Below are 18,729 nucleotides of genomic sequence, written 5' to 3'. Positions count from 1 at the left end.
AGCAGCGTCAGGGCATCCGCGACACGGCATCCAGGCCGAAGCTGACCCGGGCCCGCCAGGGCGCGGGCGGCAGGTGCTCCAGCGCCATCAGGTCCTCCAGCCGCTGGAGCATGTCCGGCCGCAGCCGGCCGAACGTCGCGCCGAACCCCGGCGTCACCGCCTGCGCCACGCCCTTGCGCGGCACGGACGACGTCCACGCCACCTCGCCGTGGAGCAGGAGCGGCCCCTCCGTCATCTCCATCTCCATGAAGAAGGGCGTGCCCACCTGCACCTCGCGGGGCAGGGCGGGGGCGTCCACCTCCAGGCCCACGCCGCCCCGGGAGATGTCGCGCACGTAGAAGAACGGCGCCCGGGGGTCGGCCTCGCGCGCGCGCAGGTGCAGCGGCAGGCGCGGGAAGCGGCGCAGCCCGTTCTGCTCCTCCTGGGCGAAGATGAACTGGAGCACCGCGTCCAGCGCGCTGCGATCCTCCGCGCCGTCGTACCGCACGGTGAGCAGGAAGCGCTCGCCGGGGCGCGGCTCCACCTTGACGACCTCGCCCAGCACCTCCACCGGACGCGGCATGCCGCCCGCGTGCAGCTCGAAGGTGAAGCGGGTGCCCAGCGGAAGGGCCCTGCGCGTCTCCAGGGTGACGCCGCCCTGACCCACGCTGCGGGTGTACTCGCCGACCAGCGACTGCGGCGTCTTGTAGGCCACCTTCAGTCGAACGTTCGTGTTCACGCGCCGCCAGTCTCAGCCTGGGAGCGGAAGAACTCAAGTTTACCCCATCCTCAAAGGTAGGCCGCGCGGCGTGTGCCCTGGCGGATGTCCGGCCCCGGGCGCGCGGTGTTCCAGCCTGTTGCGCGCTTTCTTGACCCCCCTGGGGGGGGCGCGTATGTATGCCGGCCGCAGAGGGGTAAGAAGTGGGAAGGAGTGGTGGTCCGTCCCGTGTCGGGCTGAAAAGGTGGATCGTCCCGCGTGTTCCGAGGCGTCTATGAGCACCAGATCGACGCGAAGGGGCGCACCAGCCTCCCGGCGAAGCTCCGGGAGACGCTGGTGGGCGCCTACGACGAGCGGCTCATCGTCACCACGGCCCTGGACCCCTGCCTCCACGCCTACCCGGTGCGGGAGTGGGAGGCGTTGGAGACCGCGCTCGCCCGGCGCAACCCCATGGAGCCGGGGGTCAAGACGTTGATGCGGCTGTACGTGGCCAGCGCGCAGGAGTGCCCGCTGGACAAGCTGGGACGGCTGCTGATTCCGCCGTCGCTCAGGGCGTACGCGAAGCTGGAGAAGGACGTGGTGTGGGCGGGGATGGTGAAGGTGATTGAGCTTTGGAGCCAGGAAGGCTGGGCGAAGGCGCAGGAGGACGCGCGCCAGGAAGCCACCTCCCCGGACGTGTTGCGGGTGCTGGGCGAGCTGCGCCAGCCGTAGCCAGGAAGTCGACAGCTTCAGGTTTCGCAAAGAGAAGGGTGGGCAGGCGCATGGACCAGGTGCAGGAGGTTCGTCGGAACAGGGCGGTGGTGGCGGCGTCCGAGCGCGTGGAGACGCTGATGCTGGAGGGCGAGCTGGAGGAGGCGGACCTGCTCAAGCTGTGCGAGGACCTGATGCACCGGCTGCACCGGGGCACCCGTCAGGTCGTCCTGGACTTCGCGGACGTGTCGCACCTGAACTACCGCGGCGTGCGCCCGCTGATGGCCCGCACGGACGCGTTCCGCCGCGCCGGTGGGGACGTGAAGCTGTCCGGGCTGTCGCCGTACCTGGCCGCCATCTTCCGCGCGGCCGGCGCCCATGACGCCTTCGAGCTGTACCCGCACATGAACGATGCCCGGGCCGCCTTCCAGCTCGCGCGCGCTCCCTTCGTCTGACCCCGCACCCAAGGCCCCCTCCCGTGGACTTCCAGCACCAGACCGTCCTGCTCCACGAGACGGTGGAGCTGCTGAACCCGGCGGAGGGCAAGGTCATCCTCGACGGCACGCTCGGCGGCGGGGGCCACACCCAGGCGCTGCTCGCCCGGGGCGCCACGGTGGTGGGCGTGGACCGGGACCCCGTGGCGCTCGCCGCGGCCACCGCCCGCATGGGCGGCAACCCGCGCTTCCAGGCCCGGCAGGGCAACTTCGCGGACCTGCCCCGCGTGGCGCACGACCTGCTGCCCGTGGACGGCGTGCTGGTGGACCTGGGCGTGTCCTCGCCCCAGTTGGACGTGGCCGAGCGCGGCTTCTCCTTCATGAAGGACGGCCCGCTGGACATGCGCATGGGCGACAGCGGCGTCACCGCCGCGGAGCTCATCGCGGAGACGGACGAGCGCGACCTGGCGAAGCTGCTCAAGGACTACGGCGAAGAGCCCTTCGCGCGGCCCATCGCGCGGGAGCTGAAGAAGGCGCTGCCCCAGCGCACGCTGGAGGCCGCGGAGGTGGTGAAGCGCGCCGTGCCGCGCAAGGCGTGGCCGGACCGCATCCACGTGGCCACCCGGACCTTCCAGGCGCTGCGCATGGCGGTGAACGGCGAGCTGGAGGCGCTGGACGCGCTGCTCGCCGCGCTGCCCTCGCTGCTCAAGGTGGGGGGCCGCGCCGCGGTCATCTCCTTCCACTCCCTGGAGGACCGGAAGGTGAAGGAAGCCTTCCGCGCCCTGGTGGGCGGGTGCACCTGTCCGCCGGGCTTCCCGGTGTGCGTGTGCAACAGCCAGGGTGACTTCGCCCTCGTGTCCAAGAAGGCCGTCGCGGCTTCCGAAGCGGAAGTCGAGGCCAACCCCCGCTCTCGCAGCGCGCACCTGCGCGCGGTGGAGAAAATCCGATGAGCAAGGCCCTCTCGCGTCCCTCCGTGTCCGTGGCTGGCGTGCTGATGCACCTGTTGCCCGCCGTCATGCTCTTCACCCTGTTCGCGGCCGTGGGCATCCTCCACGTCACCAGCCGCGTGCTGGTGGTGGACATGGGCTACCGCCTGTCCAACGCGGAGGGCGAGAGCCGCTCGCTCACCCGGGAGAACGACCGGCTCAAGCTGGAGCTGGCCACGCTCAAGGCCCCGACCCGCCTGGAGCGCGTGGCGCGTGAGCAGTTGGGCATGGCCATGCCCAAGGGCAGCGCGGTGGTGTCCCTCGCGGACGAGCGCGTGAAGGGCTCCAGCACCGCGCAGGCCCGCTCGGCGGCCCCGGCCGTCCGCGTGGCGGAGCGGGGGACCGGGCGGTGAGGGACCTCAAGAGCGCGCGGCTTCCGGAGTCGAACACGAAGGGGCTCAGGCTGCGGGTCCAGCTCCTGTTCGGGCTGTTCCTCGCGCTCCTGGGCACGGCGTTCGGCCGCGCGGTCTACCTCCAGGTCTTCCAGCAGGAGAAGCTGCGCGGCCTGGCGCAGGACCAGTACGTCCGGCAGATCGACATCCCCGCCCGGCGCGGAGACATCTACGACCGGCGTGGCACGCCGCTCGCGCAGAGCGTGGAGGTGGACTCCATCTGGGTGGACCCGTCCATGCTCCCCGACGTGCCGCAGGCGGCCCGCCAGCTCGCCCGCGCCGTGCACCTGGACAGCCGCGACCTGACCGCGCGCCTGTCCCGCGCCAAGCGCTTCGCGTGGGTGAAGCGCCAGGCGAAGCCCCAGGAGGTGGAGGCGGTGAAGGCGCTGGGCCTGCCGGGCCTGGGCTTCACCAAGGAGCCCAAGCGCTTCTATCCCCAGCGCGAGCTGGGCGCGCACATCGTGGGCATGGTGGGCACCGACGGGCACGGCCTGGAGGGCCTGGAGCTGGCCTTCGAGGACGAGCTGTCCGGGCAGAACTCGCGCACCTCCGGCTTCCGCGACGCCAAGGGCCGCAAGCTGATGGTCCAGGGCGCCATGGATCCGCTGGAGCGCCAGGGCGCCACCGTGACGCTCACGCTGGACCGCCACCTCCAGTACGTGGCGGAGAAGGCGCTGGCCAAGGCCGTGGACGACGCCAAGGCGACGGCGGGCATGGCGGTGGTGCTGGACCCGCGCACCGGGGAGCTCCTGGCGCTGGCCAACAACCCGCGCTTCAACCCCAACACGCCGGAGGACGGCGTGAAGAACGCCATCCGCAACCGCGCCGCGCTGGACGCCTTCGAGCCCGGCTCCACGATGAAGGCCTTCGTGGTGGCCGCCGCGCTGGAAGAGAAGGCCATCACCCCGGACCAGTTGTTCTTCTGTGAGAACGGCGCCATGCGCATCGGCCGGCACACCATCCGGGACACCCACCCGCACGGCTGGCTCAACGCCCAGGGCATCCTCCAGGTGTCCTCCAACATCTGCGCCGCGAAGGTCGCCGAGGCCCTGGGCCGCGAGAAGTTCGTCGCCGCCTACCACGCCTTCGGCTTCGCGGAGCGCACCGGCCTGGCGCTCACCGGCGAGAGCCGCGGCGTCATCCCGTTTCCGAAATCGGACATCTCCCTGGCCACCCAATCCTTCGGCCAGGGCATGACCTCCACCGCCGTCCAGCTCGCGGCGGCCTACGGCGCGCTGGCCAACGACGGCGTCCTGATGCGCCCGTACCTGGTCTCCAGGGTCGTGGACCCGGACGGCGTGGTGCTCCTGGAGAACCAGCCCACGGAGCTGCGGCGGGTCGTCTCCCAGAGGGTGGCGCGCCAGGTCGTGGGCATGCTCGAGAGCGTGGTCGTCAAGGGAGGGACCGCGCCCAAGGCCGCCATGGACGACTACCGGGTGGCCGGAAAGACGGGCACGGCGCAGAAGGCGGACCCCGTGGCACGGGGGTATTCCGACAAACGCATCGCGTCGTTCGCGGGCATGGTGCCAGCCGAGGCCCCGCGCGCCGTGATTCTCGTGGTGGTGGACGAACCCAAGACAGACGTATACGGGGGGAACGTGGCTGCCCCTGCCTTCAAGGAAATCGCTACCGCCGCCATGGCCCACCTGGCCGTGCCCCCGTCCCGGACGGTGGCACCCGCCGAGGTGGCCGCGGCCGCCGCGCCCGTGGTGCCCCCTCCGGCACCGAAGGCGCTGGCGAAGGCCGTGCCCTCACGGGCCGGCCTGGAGGATGCGGTGACCGAGACCCCGGAGCCCGGCACGGTGCGTGTGCCGGACGTCCAGGGACAGGCGGGACGGGAGGCCGTGGTGAAGCTGCTCGCCTCGGCGCTGGAGCCACAGTTGCAAGGAAGTGGACGAGTCGTATCTCAGACCCCCCCCGCCGGTGCGCTGGTGGAGAAGGGGGCCCGGGTGACGCTGGAACTGGCGACGCGGCAATGAGGCCGTGTCCTTTCCAGGCCCCGCAAGCAATGCGTGTGAAGGGGAAGAGATGAAGCTGACGGATGTCCTCGCAGGGTGTGGAGCCGAGCAGACCTCGGGCGGCCGTTCCGCGGTCGACGTCACGGGAGTGACGCAGGATTCGCGGCGCGTGAAGCCGGGGGATCTCTTCATCGCCGTGCCGGGCCTGAAGGAAGACGGGGCCCAGTTCATTGGTGAAGCCGTGTCGCGCGGCGCCGTGGCCGTGGTGTCGGAGAAGCAGGGGCAGTCCTCGCAGGTGCCGTTCTTCAAGGTGAGCAGCGCGCGCAAGGCGCTGGCCCTCATCGCGGCCAACTTCCACGGCCGCCCCGCGGACAAGCTGACGCTCCTGGGCGTCACCGGCACCAACGGGAAGACGACCACCACGTACCTGCTGGAGGCCATCCTCGCCACCGCCGCCATGTACACCGGCTCTCCGGCGCCGGGCGTCATCGGCACGCTGGGCTACAAGTTCGGCGGCAAGACGACGGAGCTGGCCAACACCACCCCGGACCCGCTGGAGCTGCACCGCATCTTCCGCGAGATGGTGGACGCGGGCGTGGAGACGGTGGTGATGGAGGTCTCCAGCCACGCGCTCGCGCAGGAGCGCGTGCACGGGCTCACCTTCAAGGCCGCGGGCTTCAGCAACCTGTCGCGCGACCACCTGGACTACCACAAGGACCTGGAGGAGTACTTCCAGGTGAAGCGCAAGCTCTTCGTGGAGAACCTGGGCGCCTCCGGCACCGCGGTCGTCAACGGCGACGACACCTTCGCCAGCCGCATCTACACGGAGCTGCGCAACCAGAAGCGCATGGCGTGGAAGTTCAGCCGCACGGGCGCGGGGGAGATCTCCGCCGCGGACGCCACCTATTCGCTCAAGGGCATCGAGGCCACCCTGAAGACGCCCGCGGGCGACATCAAGGTGAAGAGCAAGCTCCTGGGGCCCCACAACCTGGAGAACATCATGCTCGCCGCCGGCATCGCGCTGGGCGCGGGCATCAGCCGCTCGGACGTGAAGAGCGGCATCGAGCTCGTCACGGGCGTGGCCGGCCGCATGGACCGCGCGGAGAACCACCGCGGCGGCCCGGCGCCCGCCGTCCTGGTGGACTACGCGCACACGGATGACGCGCTCAAGCGCTCCATTGAGGCGGCGCGCGCGCTGGCCAAGGGCCGCGTCATCGTCGTCTTCGGCTGCGGCGGCGACCGCGACAAGGGCAAGCGCCCGCTGATGGGCACGGTGGCCGCCGAGGGCGCCGACCTGGTGATGGTCACCAGCGACAACCCGCGCACCGAGGACCCGGAGACCATCATCTCCGAGGTGACGCCGGGCCTGGAGAAGGGCGGCCTGCGCCGCATCTCCGAGGGCAAGGCGAAGAACGGGGAGAAGGGCTACCTGGTGGACGCGGACCGCCGCGCCGCCATCGAGCAGGTCATCAACCTGGCCAAGGACGACGACGTCGTCCTCATCGCCGGCAAGGGCCACGAGACCTACCAGACGGTGGGCACCGAGAAGCTCAAGTTCGACGACCGCGAGGTCGCCGCGCGCGCGCTGGCCAACCGCATCCCGGGCTGAACCGGCTCAAGGCCACACCCCCCCTCCATGGCCGCTCGATTCTCCGATGACGAGGTGGTGCAGGCGACGGGTGCGACCCGGCGCGGGGAGCCCGTGGAAGCGGGCTTCCCCGCGGTCTGCACCGACACGCGGTCGCTCACCCCCGGGTGCCTCTTCGTGGCGCTGCAGGGCGAGCGCTTCGACGCCCACGACTTCGTGGACGGTGCCCAGCGCCAGGGAGCGGCCGGGGCGGTGGTGAAGCGGGGGAGGGCGCTGCCGGCCCTGCCCCCTGGCTTCGCCCTGTACGAAGTGGACGACACCCTGGCCGCGCTCGGCGGCCTGGGCGCGCTGCACCGCCGCCGCTTCCGCATCCCGGTGGCGGCGGTGGGGGGCTCCAACGGGAAGACGACCACCAAGGAGATGGTGGGCGCCATCCTGGCCACGCGCGGCCCCGCGCTGAAGACGGAGGGCAACTTCAACAACGAGGTGGGCGTCCCGCTCACGCTCTTCCGGCTGGAGCCGTCCCACGTGGCGGCGGTCATCGAAGTGGGGATGAACCAGCCGGGCGAAATCGAAAGGCTCACCCGCAAGGTCCAGCCGGACGCCGGGGTCATCACCGTCGTCCAGCCGGAGCACCTGGAGGGGCTGGGCAGCCTGGAGGGCGTGGCGGAGGCGGAAGGGGAGATGTTCCGCGAGCTCCTGCCCCAGGCGACGGCCGTCGTGAACCTGGACGACGCGCTCATCGTGCGCCAGGCCGCGCGCAGCGGCGCGAAGCACCTGACGTTCGGCCGGGCGGAGGGGGCGGACGTGCGCCTCACGGCGGTCCACACGCTGGGCCGCGACGGCATGGTGGCCACCGTGCGCTACCAGGGGAAGGACTGGCCGGTGCGCCTGCACTTCGTGGGGCCGCACAACGCGCAGAACGCGACGGCGGCGTTCGCGACGGCGCTGGCCCTGGGCTACTCCCCCGAGGAGTGCGTGAGGGGCCTGGAGTCCGCGCGGCCGTACGCGCGCCGGCTCAACATCGTGGATGGCCGCAACGGCATCACGGTGGTGGACGACTGCTACAACGCCAACCCGGCCTCCATGGAGGCCGCGCTCGTCACGCTGGGCACGCTGGTGCCCGAAGGTGGCCGGGCGGTGGCGGTGCTGGGCGACATGCTGGAGCTGGGCGCGGGCGAGGCGGAGGAGCATGCCCGGCTGGGTGAACTCGTCGCGCGGCACGCGAAGCTGGTCGCGTTCTTCGGCCCCCGGTCCGCGGGCGGCCTGGGCAGCGCGGACATGGGAGATTCCGCCGCCCACTTCACCGAAGTGGAGCCGTTGGTGGCGTGGTTGACGCCCCGGCTTCAGCCCGGTGACGTGGTGCTGGTGAAGGCCAGTCGCGGCATGCGGCTGGAGCGCGTGGTGGCGGCCCTCACGGGCGCGGCCCCCCCCGGAGGGAGTCACTAGTGCTGTACCTTCTGTACGAGCTCATCCAGAACACCGAGGCCGGGCGCGTCCTCAACTTCCTGCGCTACCCGACCTTCCGCATCATCGCCGCGGGCGTCTTCGCCCTGCTCCTGGGGATGCTCATCGGTCCGCGCCTCATCGCGCGGCTGCGCCTGAAGCAGCACGGGCAGAGCAACGTGCGCGAGGACACCCCGGACAGCCACCAGAAGAAGAAGGGCACGCCCACCATGGGTGGCGCGCTCATCCTCATCTGCATCGCGGCGGGCACGCTCCTGTTCGCGGACCTGAAGTCGCGCGGCGTCTGGGTGATGATCCTCCTCACCTTCGGCTACGGCTTCATCGGGTTCCTGGACGACTGGCTGAAGCTGTCCAAGCGCAACTCCAAGGGGCTGGCCGGGCGCAAGAAGATGGCGCTGCAGACGCTCTTCTTCCTCATCGCCATCTTCGGCCTGATGTGCACGTGGACGAAGGCGGACGGCTCCTTCGGGCCCACGCTGCTCATCGACACGCGGCTGACGCTGCCCTTCGTGCCGTCCCATTGGTTCAACCCGGACCTGGGCTGGTTCTACGTCGTCTTCGCGTGGATCGTCATCGTGGGCACGTCCAACGCGGTGAACCTCACGGACGGCCTGGACGGCCTGGCCATCGTGCCCACCATCGTGTCGGCGGTGACCTTCTGCGTGCTCTGCTACGTGGCGGGCACCACGCTGCACATCGCGGACACGGAGACGGTGAACGGCGTCGCCAGGCTCACGGCCACGCCGCTGTACCGCTACCTGGGCATCCTCCAGGTGCCGGGCGGCGCGGAGCTGGCCGTCTTCTGCGCGAGCATCGTGGGCGCGGGCATCTCCTTCCTCTGGTTCAACACCTACCCGGCGTCCGTGTTCATGGGCGACATCGGCTCGCTGGCCCTGGGCGGCGCGCTGGGCGGGCTGGCCGTGTTCTCCAAGAATGAAGTGGTGTCCGCCATCATCCACGGCATCTTCTTCGCGGAGGCGCTCTCCGTGATGATCCAGGTGGCGTCCTTCAAGATGACGGGCAAGCGCGTCTTCAAGATGGCGCCCGTGCACCACCACTTCGAGCTCAAGGGACTGGCCGAGCCGAAGATCATCGTGCGTTTCTGGATTGTCGCCATCCTCTGTGGTGGCGTGGCCCTGCTGTCCCTGAAACTGCGCTAGTCGCTTTCCCGTAGAGGTCGGCCCGCCCATATGAACCCCTCGCTGTCCGGTCGGAAGGTCGCGGTGTTCGGGCTGGCCAAGAGCGGCGTCGCGGCGCTGCGGCTGCTGGTCCAGCACGGCGCGAAGGTGACGGCGCTGGACGCGCGCTCAGAAGACGCGCTCGGCGACGTCGCGAAGGAGCTGCGCGCGAAGGGCGTGGAGCTCGTCACGGGCGCCACGCCCCCGGGGCTGCTCACCCGCCAGGACCTGGTGGTGGTGAGCCCGGGCGTGCCGCTGTCCCTGCCGGAGCTGGAGGCCGCGCGCACGTCCGGCGTCCCGGTGTGGGGCGAAATCGAGCTCGCGGGCCGCTTCCTCACGGGCACGCGCCTGCTGGGCATCACCGGCACCAACGGCAAGAGCACCACCACGGCGCTCACCGGCGAGCTGTACGCGAAGGCGGGCCTGCGCACCTTCGTGGGCGGCAACCTGGGGCGCCCGCTGGCGGAGGCCGCCATGTCCCCCGGGGACTGGGACGCGCTGGTGGTGGAGCTGTCCAGCTTCCAGTTGGAGGGCATCCACCAGCTCAAGCCCACGGGCGCGGCCATCCTCAACCTCACGCCGGACCACCTGGACCGCTACGCCAACCCCGCCGAGTACGGCGCGGCCAAGGCGCGCATCTTCATGAACCAGGACCCGGGCAGCGACTTCGCCGTGGTGAACGCGGACGACGCGGCGGTGATGGGGCTGGCCACTTCCGCGCGCGCGCCCGTGTACGGCTTCAGCCTCACGGGCCGCCCGGTGGTGGCCGCGCCAGGGCTGGCGGGGCTGGCCATCGCGCGGCCCGGCGGCTTCGAGCTGGAGTTCGCGGGCGAGTCCTACACGCTCACCAACCGCTCGCTCCGGGGCGCGCACAACGCGCAGAACGCGATGGCGGCGGCGCTGCTGGCCCGGCTGGGCGGCGTGGCGAAGGACGCGGTGCAGGCGGGCCTGGACAGCTACCCGGGCCTGGCGCACCGGCTGGAGAGCGTGCGCGTGCTGGACGGCGTGGAGTGGGTGAACGACTCCAAGGCCACCAATGTGGACTCCGTGCTGGTGGCGCTCAAGGCGTTCGCCGGGGACGTGTGGCTCATCGCGGGCGGCAAGGGCAAGGGCGCGCCGTACGCGCCCATGGTGGAGGCGGGCCGGGGCAAGGTGAAGGGCGTGCTCACCATGGGCCAGGACGCGGACGCGCTGGCGCGGGCGTACGCGAACGACGCGCCGGTGCACGCGTGCGGCACGCTGGACGCGGCGGTGGCGAAGGCGCGCGAGCTGGCGAGGGCGGGGGACACGGTCCTCCTGTCCCCGGCGTGCGCGTCGTACGATCAGTTCAAGAACTTCGAGGACCGGGGCGACACGTTCAAGCGCCTCGTCGGGGCGCTCTGACCGTGATGAAGACCTCTCCTCCGGCCGCCCCCGTGCGGTTCGATCCGATCCTGCTGTGCGCGGTGCTGGCGCTGGTGGCGCTGGGCCTGGTGATGACGTACTCGGCCAGCGCGGTGCTCGCGCAGGACAAGCTGGGTGACAGCCTCTACTTCCTCAAGCGCCAGGTGTCCGCCGCGGGCCTGGGCCTCGTGGCCATGGCGGTGGCCATGAAGCTGGGGTGGCGGAAGCTGGCGCGGCTGGCGTACCCGCTCCTGCTCATCGCCATCGTGCTGCTCATCGCCGTGGCCATCCCCGGCATCGGCACCACGGCGGGCGGCGCGCGGCGGTGGATCCGCCTGCCGGGCTTCAGCCTCCAGCCGGCGGAGATCGCCAAGTTCGCGTGGCTCGTCTACCTGTCCTATTCGCTGGCGAAGAAGCGGGAGAAGGTGGCCACGTTCTCCATCGGCTTCCTGCCGCACCTGGCCCTGTGCGGCATCCTGGTGCTGCTGTGCATGCTCCAGCCGGACTTCGGCAGCAGCGTGCTGCTGGTGTTCATGCTCTTCGTGCTGCTGTTCGCGGCGGGCACGAAGCTGTCGTACCTGGTGGGCTCCGTGCTGCTCGCGCTGCCCCTGGCCTTCGTCGCCATCGCGACCAGCCCCTACCGCATGAAGCGCATCCTCGCGTTCCTGGACCCGTGGGCCCACCGGCACGACGTGGGCTACCAGGTGGCGGAGTCGCTGATGTCCATCGGCTCGGGCGGCATCACCGGCCTGGGGCTGGGGGACGGCCGGCAGAAGCTGTTCTTCCTGCCGGAGGCGCACACGGACTTCATCTTCTCCATCCTCGGTGAGGAGCTGGGGCTCATCGGCGTGGGGCTCCTGGTGGTGCTGTACGCCATCGTCCTGTGGCGCGGCATCCGCGCGGCCCTGGCGGCGGGGGAGACCTTCGGCACGTACCTGGGCCTGGGCATCAGCTCCATCATCGCGTTCCAGGCCACGGTGAACATGTGCGTGGCCATGGGCCTGTTGCCCACGAAGGGCCTGACGCTGCCGTTCGTGTCCTACGGCGGCACGTCGCTGGTGGTGCTGATGGGCTCCGCGGGCGTGCTCCTGTCGCTCAGCGCGAACACGCAGGGCGCGACGCGGCCGGTGCGCACGGGCACCACGGACCTGCGGGAGGTGACGGCGTGAAGGTGCTCATCGCGGGCGGCGGCACCGGCGGCCATCTGTTCCCGGGCATCGCGCTGGCGGAGGAGGTCGTCACGCGCCACCCGGCCAACGAAGTGGTGTTCGTGGGCACGGAGAAGGGCCTGGAGGCGCGCGTGGTGCCCAAGGAGGGCTACCCGCTGGAGCTGGTGAAGGTGCAGGGGCTCAAGGGCAAGGGGCTCCTGGGCCTCATCAAGGGGCTGCTCGCGCTGCCCCTGGCGTTCCTCGCGTCGTTCCGCATCCTGTCGCGCCAGAAGCCGGACGTGGTGGTGGGCGTGGGCGGCTACGCGAGCGGGCCGGTGGTGCTGGCCGCGTGGCTGATGGGCATCCCCACCGCCATCCAGGAGCAGAACGCGCTGCCCGGCCTCACCAACAAGGTGCTGGGCCGCATCGTGAAGGTCGTCTTCACCGCCTTCGAGGAAGCGCGCGCGTTCTTCCCCGAAGCGAAGGTGCAGATGATTGGCAACCCCATCCGCAAGAAGCTGATGGACAACTACCTGCGCAGCAGCGCCGCGCACGAGAAGTTCTCCGTCCTCATCTTCGGCGGCAGCCTGGGCGCGCGCGGCCTCAACACCCGCGTGCTGGAGGCGCTGGACTCGCTGGGCGACGTGAAGGACCAGCTCTCCATCGTGCACCAGACGGGGAAGCTGGACCTGGAGACCGTGAAGAAGGGCTACGCGGACAAGGGCTTCGCGGACGTGGCGCAGGTGGTGGAGTTCATCGACGACATGTCCTCCGCCTACGCGAAGGCGGACCTGGTCATCTGCCGCGCGGGCGCCACGTCGCTGGCGGAGCTGACGGTGTGCAAGAAGGCCAGCATCCTGGTGCCCTTCCCGCACGCCACGGACAACCACCAGGAGGTGAACGCCCGCGCGCTGGTGGACGCGGGCGCGGCCATCATGTTCCGCGAGTCGGAGCTCACCGGGCAGAAGCTGGCGGAAACGCTGCGCGGCCTGATGACGGACCCCGCGAAGCTCAAGCAGATGGCGAAGAAGGCGGGCATCCTCGGCCGCCCCGCCGCCGCGAAGGAGCTGGCGGACGTGTGCGTGGACCTCACCACCCAGGCCTGGGGCCCGGGCGGACGCGACCGCGGACAGAAGGACGTGAAGAAGGCACCCGGGAGCAAGGCATGAGCAGCAAGACCGTCAGCAACAAGCCCGGCAGCCTCTTCAAGACGCGCCACGCGGCGCACGTGCACTTCGTGGGCGTGGGCGGCATCGGCATGAGCGGCATCGCGGAGGTGCTGCTCAACCTGGGCTACCGCGTCTCCGGCTCGGACCTGCGCGAGAGCGACATCACCCGCCGCCTGGCGAAGCTGGGCGCCACGCTCTACGAGGGCCACCGCGCCTCCAACCTGGTGCACGCGGACGTGGTCGTCATCTCCTCCGCGGTGCGCAAGGACAACCCGGAGGTGGTGACGGCGCGCCAGCGCAAGATTCCCGTCATCCCCCGCGCGGAGATGCTCGCGGAGCTGATGCGCCTGAAGTACGCGGTCGCCGTCGCCGGCAGCCACGGCAAGACGACGACGACGTCCATGGTGGCCACGGTGCTGTCCGCGGCGGGCCTGGACCCCACGGCGGTGGTGGGCGGCAAGGTGAACGTGCTCGACTCCAACGCCAAGCTGGGCAAGAGCGAGCTGATGGTGGTGGAGGCGGACGAGTCCGACGGCAGCTTCCTCAAGCTGCACCCGTCCATCGCGGTCGTCACCAACATCGACCCGGAGCACATGGACCACTACGGCGACCTGGAGACGCTCCAGTCCGCCTTCGTGGAGTTCTGCAACCGCGTGCCCTTCTACGGCCTCAACGTGTTGTGCCTGGACAACCCCAACGTCCAGGCGCTCCTGCCGCGCATCGAGAAGCGCTTCGTCACCTACGGCAGCTCGCACATGGCGGACTACCGGCTGGAGGGCATCGCGCTGGACGGCTTCACCACCACCTTCCGCGCCTTCCGCCGGGATGAAGACCTGGGCGAGTTCCGCGTGCGCATGGTGGGCGCGCACAACGCCTTCAACGCGCTGGCGGTGGTGGCCATCGCGGAGGAGATGGACATCCCGCTGGAGACGGTGCGCTCCGCGCTGGCGGAGTTCGGAGGCGTACAGCGCCGCTTCACCGTGCGCGGCGAGGTGGGCGGCGTCACCGTGGTGGACGACTACGGGCACCACCCCACGGAGGTCATGGCCACGCTGTCCGGCGCGCGCCGCGCCTTCGGCCGCCGGGTGGTGGCCGCCTTCCAGCCGCACCGCTACACGCGCACGCACGACCTGATGAAGGAGTTCGCCACCGCGTTCAACGACGCGGACGTGCTCTTCGTCACCAGCGTCTACGCGGCGGGCGAGGAGCCCATCCCCGGCGCCACCGGCGACGCGCTGGCGGAGGCCATCCGCGCGCACGGCCACCGCGACGTGACCTTCGTGGAGAAGCGCGCGGACGTGGCGAAGGCGCTCCACGAGCGCGTGCGCGAGGGCGACCTGGTGCTCACGCTGGGCGCGGGCGACATCACCCAGGTGGGCCCGGACCTGCTGAACCTGATGGGCGCGGCGAAGGGCGGGTAGGGGATGCAGCCGGGGCAGGTGACACCGCTCGCGGCGCGCGTGGCGCGGCTGCCGGGCCTGGACGTCAAGCCGGGCGAGCCCCTGGCGCCGCTCATCAGCGTGCGCGTGGGCGGCCCCGCGGAGGCGCTGGTGCGCCCGCGCTCTCCGGACGCGCTGGTGGACCTGCTGCGCCTGGCCCGCGACGAGGGCATCCCCGTGACGGTGCTGGGCGGCGGGGCCAACACGCTGGTGGGGGACGGCGGCGTGCCGGGGCTCACCGTGAAGCTGCCCCCGGATTTGTTCCCGGAGGCCCTGGACGTGGGCCCGGACGACGGCCGGGTGACGCTGGGCACGGGCGCGGCCATCGCCCGGCTGGTCAACGTGATGCGCGCGCAGGGCCTGGTGGGCGCGGAGTTCCTCGCGGGCATCCCCGGCACCCTGGGCGGCGCCGTCACCATGAACGCCGGCACCAAGAACGGCGAGTGCTTCCGGGTGGTGGAGGCCATTGAAGTCGCCACCGCGGACGGCGTGGGGTGGCTGACGAAAGCGCAGGTGCCCCACACCTACCGTCACGCCACGCTGCCCGCGGGAGGTATCGTCACCCGCGTGCGCTTCCATCTTCCCAAGGGCGATGTCGCGGCCAGCAAGGCGGCCATGGACGCGGACCTGGGCTACAGGAAGCGCACGCAGCCCTTGAGTCAGCCCAACTTCGGCAGCGTGTTCACCAACCCGCCGGGCGACCACGCCGGGCGGCTCATTGAACTCGTGGGCCTGAAGGGGCACACCCTGGGGCGCGCGCAGGTGTCCCCCCTGCACGCGAACTGGATCGTCAACCTGGGCGGCGCGGCCGCTCGCGACGTGCGGGGCCTCATCACCCTGATGCAAGAGCGGGTGAGGGAAGCCTCCGGCGTCGTCATGCACCCCGAAGTCAAATTCGTCGGAGTCTTCCTGCCATGACCATCGGTCCCCGAGGCTTCACCCCCGCCGAGTTGAAGGCGAAGCGCGTCGGCGTGCTGTACGGCGGCCTCTCCAGCGAGCGAGAGGTGTCCCTGCGCACGGGCGCCGCGGTCGCCGGCGCCCTCAAGGGGCTGGGCTACGACGTGGTGGAAATCGACGTGGGCAAGGACCTGCCCGCGCGCCTCGTCGCGGAGAAGGTGGACGTGGCGTGGCTCGCGTTGCACGGCCGCTTCGGCGAGGACGGCTGCATCCAGGGCCTCCTGGAGGCCATGTTCATCCCCTACACCGGCAGCGGCGTGATGGCGTCCGCCGTGGGCATGGACAAGGTGTACGCGAAGGAGATCTTCGTCGCGCGCGGCATCCCCACGCCGCCCTACCGCGCCTTCGACTCGGCGGAAGGAGCGCTCGCGGAGGCGGACCGGCTGCCGTTCCCCTTCCCGGTGGTGGTGAAGCCCAGCCGCGAGGGCAGCAGCGTGGGCGTGCACATCTGCAAGACGCGCGAGGAGTACACCGCCGCCGTCCAGGACGCCGCGAAGTACGCGGGCACGCTCCTGGTGGAGCAGTTCATCAAGGGCCGGGAGGTCCAGGGCGGCGTGCTGGACAACGAGGCCCTGGGCGTCATCGAAGTGAAGGCCGCCCGCGAGTTCTACGACTACGAGGCCAAGTACAAGGCCGGCAGCGGTACTCAGTATCTCTTCCCCGCGCCGCTGCCCCCGGACCTGTACGCGCGCGTCAACGAGGTCTCCCTGGGCGCCCACAAGGCGCTGGGGTGCTCCGGCGGCTCGCGCTCGGACGTCATCGTCACGGACAGTGGCGACGTGTTCCTGCTGGAAATCAACACGCTGCCCGGAATGACGGCCTCCAGCCTCCTGCCCAAAATCGCGGCGGGGCGGGGCATCGACTTCCCGGCCCTCTGTGAGCGGCTGCTCCAGGGCGCTTCACTCAAGGCCTGAGCCGCTGCGCGTTCTTTCCTGGAGTTCCGGCCTCTTGTGAGGCCGGCGTGTCCCCCCGTGCCGCTACAGCGACGTGCCTGTAGCCAAAAACTGGCGTGGTTCGACGTCCGCACGCAGCATGCGCCTCCCTAGTCATGGCCTTCGGAAAATCCAAGAACCGCCGCCGCCTGGACGCCGCACCGCGCAATGACGCGGTGAAGGGCGCGGTCCGTTCGCACGGGCCGTCGGTGGCGAAGGCGCTGGGGCTGGCGGTGGCGACGGCGGGGCTCATCTGGGGTTCCATCGAGCTGCGTGCGTGGGCGGTGGTGTCGCCGCGCTTCGCGCTGGAGTCGGTGAACTTCACCGGCCTGGAGCGCGCGTCGCGCCCGGAGCTCCTGAAGCTGTCCGGCCTCACGGCGGGGCAGAACCTGTGGACGCTGGACCCGGCCGCGCTGGCCCGGGCCATGGGGCAGCACCCCTGGGTGCGCACGGTGGAGGTGACGCGGCGGTTTCCGCGCGGGGTGTCCGTGGAGGTGACGGAGCACGCACCCGCGGCGCTGGCGGTGCTGGGCGACCTCTACGTGCTGGACGAGGAGGGCGAGCCCTTCAAGCGCGTCACCCCGGGGGACGGGCTGGACCTGCCGCTCGTCACCGGCGTGGAGCGCGACGCGTACGTGGCGGACCCGGACGCGGTGCGTTCGAAGTTCCGCGAGGCGCTGGATGTAACCCGTGCTTATGCGCGGCTGTCGCCGGGGCGATCCGACCGGCTGTCCGAGGTGCGCCTGGAGAACACCGGGCTTGCGCTGGTGACGGCGACGGGGCAGGAGGTGCGCCTCGGTGCTGGCGACACGGAAGTCAAGCTCCAGCGGCTGGCGCGCGTTCGTCGCGAGCTCAGCACAAGGGGGCTTGCAGCCGCGATCATTCGCCTGGATAACCGTGCCCGACCGGGTTGGGTGGCGGTGAGGCTTTCGAGTGGGTCCGACTCCGAGAGGAGCGGGGGCTCGACGCAGTGAGGATGCTTCCTTCACGAAAGTGAGGGAGCCTGGGAGGAGTCATGGCGAAGCAGAAGTCGGGGGAGATCATCGTCGGCCTCGACATCGGCACGACGAAGATCTGCGCCATCGTCGGCGAGCTGACCGATAGCGGTATCGACATCATCGGTATCGGTACGCATCCGTCGAAGGGGTTGCGCAAGGGCGTCGTGGTCAACATCGAGGCCACGGTGTCGTCCATCCGGCGCGCCGTGGAGGAAGCCGAGCTGATGGCCGGGGCGGAGATCTCCCACGTCTACACGGGGATCGCCGGCGGCCACATCAAGGGCTTCAACTCCCAGGGCATCGTCGCGGTGAAGGACAAGGAGGTCCGCGACGCGGACATCGCGCGCGTCATCGACGCGGCGAAGGCGGTGGCCATCCCGTTGGACCGGGAGGTCATCCACGTCCTGCCGCAGGAGTTCATCATCGACGACCAGGGCGGCATCAAGGAGCCCCTGGGCATGGCCGGCGTGCGCCTGGAGGCCAAGGTGCACATCGTCACGGGCGCCGTCTCCAGCGCGCAGAACATCGTCAAGTGCGCCAACCGCACGGGCCTGAACGTCTCCGACATCGTGCTCCAGCCGCTGGCCTCCGCCGAAGCCGTGCTGAGCGAGGACGAGAAGGAGCTGGGCGTGTGCCTCGTCGACATCGGCGGCGGCACCACGGACATCGCCATCTTCTCCGGCGGCTCCATCGTCCACACGGCCGTGATTGCCCTGGGCGGCAACAACCTGACGAGCGACATCGCCATCGGCCTGCGCACCCCCGCGCACGAGGCCGAGCGCATCAAGCAGAAGTACGGCTGCGCGCTCGCGTCCATGATCAACAAGGACGAGACGATTGAAGTGCCCAGCGTGGGCGGCCGTCAGCCGCGCGTCCTGGGCCGGCAGATCCTCTCGGAGATCCTGGAGCCGCGCGTGGAGGAGATCTTCCAGCTCGTGCACCGGGAGATCCAGAAGTGCGGCTACGAGGACCTGCTCGCGTCCGGCATCGTCATCACGGGTGGCTCCACGCTGCTCGCGGGCATGCCGGAGCTGGCGGAAGAGGTGCTGGGACTGCCGGTGCGCCGGGGCATGCCGCGCGGCATCGGCGGCCTGGTGGACGTGGTGAAGAGCCCCATGTACGCCACGGGCGTGGGCCTGGTCGTCTACGGCGCCAAGCACATGGACCGCCGCATGTTCCGCATCCGCGAGGACGGCAACGTCTACAAGAAGGTGAAGGGCCGGATGCGCGAGTGGCTGGAAGAGATCTTCTAGTCCGGTTTCCGGAACCGTGACGCGCTGAGCCAAGGGCCCCTCCGGGGGCCTTTTCGCGTT

General features: G+C 70.6%; 17 protein-coding genes. 16 read left to right on the top strand and 1 reads right to left on the bottom strand.

Annotated features, from left to right (window positions below):
* Nucleotides 1–7: 7 nt before the first annotated feature.
* Nucleotides 8–718, bottom strand: coding sequence for a PilZ domain-containing protein (locus tag K8556_RS10270; RefSeq protein ID WP_223739859.1), 711 nt, complete (start codon nt 716–718; stop codon nt 8–10).
* Nucleotides 719–955: 237 nt separating this feature from the next.
* Here K8556_RS10270 and mraZ point away from each other — a divergent pair, with 237 nt between their 5' ends.
* The 16 genes from mraZ to ftsA all read left to right on the top strand — a co-directional run bounded on the left by mraZ (nt 956) and on the right by ftsA (nt 18,669).
* Nucleotides 956–1,408, top strand: coding sequence for a division/cell wall cluster transcriptional repressor MraZ (gene mraZ, locus K8556_RS10265; RefSeq protein WP_120548791.1), 453 nt, complete (start codon nt 956–958; stop codon nt 1,406–1,408).
* 50 nt (nt 1,409–1,458) lie between these two features.
* On the top strand, nt 1,459–1,842 hold the full coding sequence (locus K8556_RS10260) for an STAS domain-containing protein (RefSeq protein WP_014398892.1): 384 nt from the start codon (nt 1,459–1,461) through the stop codon (nt 1,840–1,842).
* 23 nt (nt 1,843–1,865) lie between these two features.
* Nucleotides 1,866–2,771 carry a 16S rRNA (cytosine(1402)-N(4))-methyltransferase RsmH gene (gene rsmH, locus K8556_RS10255; protein WP_223739858.1) on the top strand — a complete coding sequence of 302 codons (906 nt, stop codon included), beginning with the start codon at nt 1,866–1,868 and terminating at the stop codon, nt 2,769–2,771.
* Nucleotides 2,768–3,160: a cell division protein FtsL gene (gene ftsL / locus K8556_RS10250; protein WP_223739857.1), complete on the top strand. Its 393-nt coding sequence runs from the start codon at nt 2,768–2,770 to the stop codon at nt 3,158–3,160. The genes rsmH and ftsL overlap by 4 nt, the downstream gene beginning before the upstream one ends.
* Nucleotides 3,157–5,178 carry a penicillin-binding protein gene (locus K8556_RS10245; RefSeq protein ID WP_223739856.1) on the top strand — a complete coding sequence of 674 codons (2,022 nt, stop codon included), beginning with the start codon at nt 3,157–3,159 and terminating at the stop codon, nt 5,176–5,178. The genes ftsL and K8556_RS10245 overlap by 4 nt, the downstream gene beginning before the upstream one ends.
* 49 nt (nt 5,179–5,227) lie before the next feature.
* On the top strand, nt 5,228–6,766 hold the full coding sequence (locus K8556_RS10240) for a UDP-N-acetylmuramoyl-L-alanyl-D-glutamate--2,6-diaminopimelate ligase (RefSeq protein ID WP_223739855.1): 1,539 nt from the start codon (nt 5,228–5,230) through the stop codon (nt 6,764–6,766).
* A 27-nt stretch (nt 6,767–6,793) separates the two neighbouring features.
* Nucleotides 6,794–8,194, top strand: a complete 1,401-nt coding sequence (gene murF / locus K8556_RS10235; RefSeq protein ID WP_223739854.1) for a UDP-N-acetylmuramoyl-tripeptide--D-alanyl-D-alanine ligase — start codon at nt 6,794–6,796, stop codon at nt 8,192–8,194.
* A complete protein-coding gene (gene mraY, locus K8556_RS10230; protein WP_223739853.1) occupies nt 8,194–9,372 on the top strand; it encodes a phospho-N-acetylmuramoyl-pentapeptide-transferase in 1,179 nt (392 codons plus the stop codon). Before murF ends, mraY begins: the two co-directional genes overlap by 1 nt.
* Before the next feature lie 30 nt (nt 9,373–9,402).
* Nucleotides 9,403–10,773 (top strand): UDP-N-acetylmuramoyl-L-alanine--D-glutamate ligase, encoded by a 1,371-nt coding sequence (murD, locus tag K8556_RS10225; RefSeq protein WP_223739852.1) that lies wholly within the window; start codon nt 9,403–9,405, stop codon nt 10,771–10,773.
* 5 nt (nt 10,774–10,778) lie between these two features.
* On the top strand, nt 10,779–11,942 hold the full coding sequence (gene ftsW / locus K8556_RS10220; protein ID WP_223739851.1) for a putative lipid II flippase FtsW: 1,164 nt from the start codon (nt 10,779–10,781) through the stop codon (nt 11,940–11,942).
* Nucleotides 11,939–13,090 (top strand): undecaprenyldiphospho-muramoylpentapeptide beta-N-acetylglucosaminyltransferase, encoded by a 1,152-nt coding sequence (murG, locus tag K8556_RS10215; RefSeq protein WP_223739850.1) that lies wholly within the window; start codon nt 11,939–11,941, stop codon nt 13,088–13,090. Before ftsW ends, murG begins: the two co-directional genes overlap by 4 nt.
* Complete coding sequence (gene murC / locus K8556_RS10210; protein ID WP_223739849.1) at nt 13,087–14,511, top strand: UDP-N-acetylmuramate--L-alanine ligase; 1,425 nt, start codon at nt 13,087–13,089, stop codon at nt 14,509–14,511. Before murG ends, murC begins: the two co-directional genes overlap by 4 nt.
* Before the next feature lie 3 nt (nt 14,512–14,514).
* Nucleotides 14,515–15,447 (top strand): UDP-N-acetylmuramate dehydrogenase, encoded by a 933-nt coding sequence (murB, locus tag K8556_RS10205; protein ID WP_223739848.1) that lies wholly within the window; start codon nt 14,515–14,517, stop codon nt 15,445–15,447.
* A complete protein-coding gene (locus K8556_RS10200) occupies nt 15,444–16,400 on the top strand; it encodes a D-alanine--D-alanine ligase (RefSeq protein ID WP_223739847.1) in 957 nt (318 codons plus the stop codon). Before murB ends, K8556_RS10200 begins: the two co-directional genes overlap by 4 nt.
* Nucleotides 16,401–16,534: 134 nt before the next feature.
* Nucleotides 16,535–17,392: a cell division protein FtsQ/DivIB gene (locus K8556_RS10195; RefSeq protein WP_223739846.1), complete on the top strand. Its 858-nt coding sequence runs from the start codon at nt 16,535–16,537 to the stop codon at nt 17,390–17,392.
* Between the two features lie 41 nt (nt 17,393–17,433).
* Nucleotides 17,434–18,669, top strand: a complete 1,236-nt coding sequence (gene ftsA, locus K8556_RS10190) for a cell division protein FtsA (protein WP_014398878.1) — start codon at nt 17,434–17,436, stop codon at nt 18,667–18,669.
* Nucleotides 18,670–18,729 lie beyond the last annotated feature (60 nt).

The sequence above is a fragment of the Corallococcus sp. AS-1-12 genome (assembly GCF_020036995.1).
Classification (GTDB): Bacteria; Myxococcota; Myxococcia; order Myxococcales; family Myxococcaceae; genus Corallococcus.
Note: the sequence above shows the minus strand (reverse complement) of the source record. Positions and strands in the feature narration are given on the sequence as shown.

Coding starts and splice junctions, on each gene's coding strand:
- K8556_RS10260 (WP_014398892.1), top strand. CDS start 1,459: ATGGACCAGGTGCAGGAGGTTCGTCGGAACAGGGCGGTGGTGGCGGCG.
- ftsL (WP_223739857.1), top strand. CDS start 2,768: ATGAGCAAGGCCCTCTCGCGTCCCTCCGTGTCCGTGGCTGGCGTGCTG.
- K8556_RS10240 (WP_223739855.1), top strand. CDS start 5,228: ATGAAGCTGACGGATGTCCTCGCAGGGTGTGGAGCCGAGCAGACCTCG.
- murF (WP_223739854.1), top strand. CDS start 6,794: ATGGCCGCTCGATTCTCCGATGACGAGGTGGTGCAGGCGACGGGTGCG.
- murD (WP_223739852.1), top strand. CDS start 9,403: ATGAACCCCTCGCTGTCCGGTCGGAAGGTCGCGGTGTTCGGGCTGGCC.
- ftsW (WP_223739851.1), top strand. CDS start 10,779: ATGAAGACCTCTCCTCCGGCCGCCCCCGTGCGGTTCGATCCGATCCTG.
- murC (WP_223739849.1), top strand. CDS start 13,087: ATGAGCAGCAAGACCGTCAGCAACAAGCCCGGCAGCCTCTTCAAGACG.
- murB (WP_223739848.1), top strand. CDS start 14,515: ATGCAGCCGGGGCAGGTGACACCGCTCGCGGCGCGCGTGGCGCGGCTG.
- K8556_RS10200 (WP_223739847.1), top strand. CDS start 15,444: ATGACCATCGGTCCCCGAGGCTTCACCCCCGCCGAGTTGAAGGCGAAG.
- K8556_RS10195 (WP_223739846.1), top strand. CDS start 16,535: ATGGCCTTCGGAAAATCCAAGAACCGCCGCCGCCTGGACGCCGCACCG.
- ftsA (WP_014398878.1), top strand. CDS start 17,434: ATGGCGAAGCAGAAGTCGGGGGAGATCATCGTCGGCCTCGACATCGGC.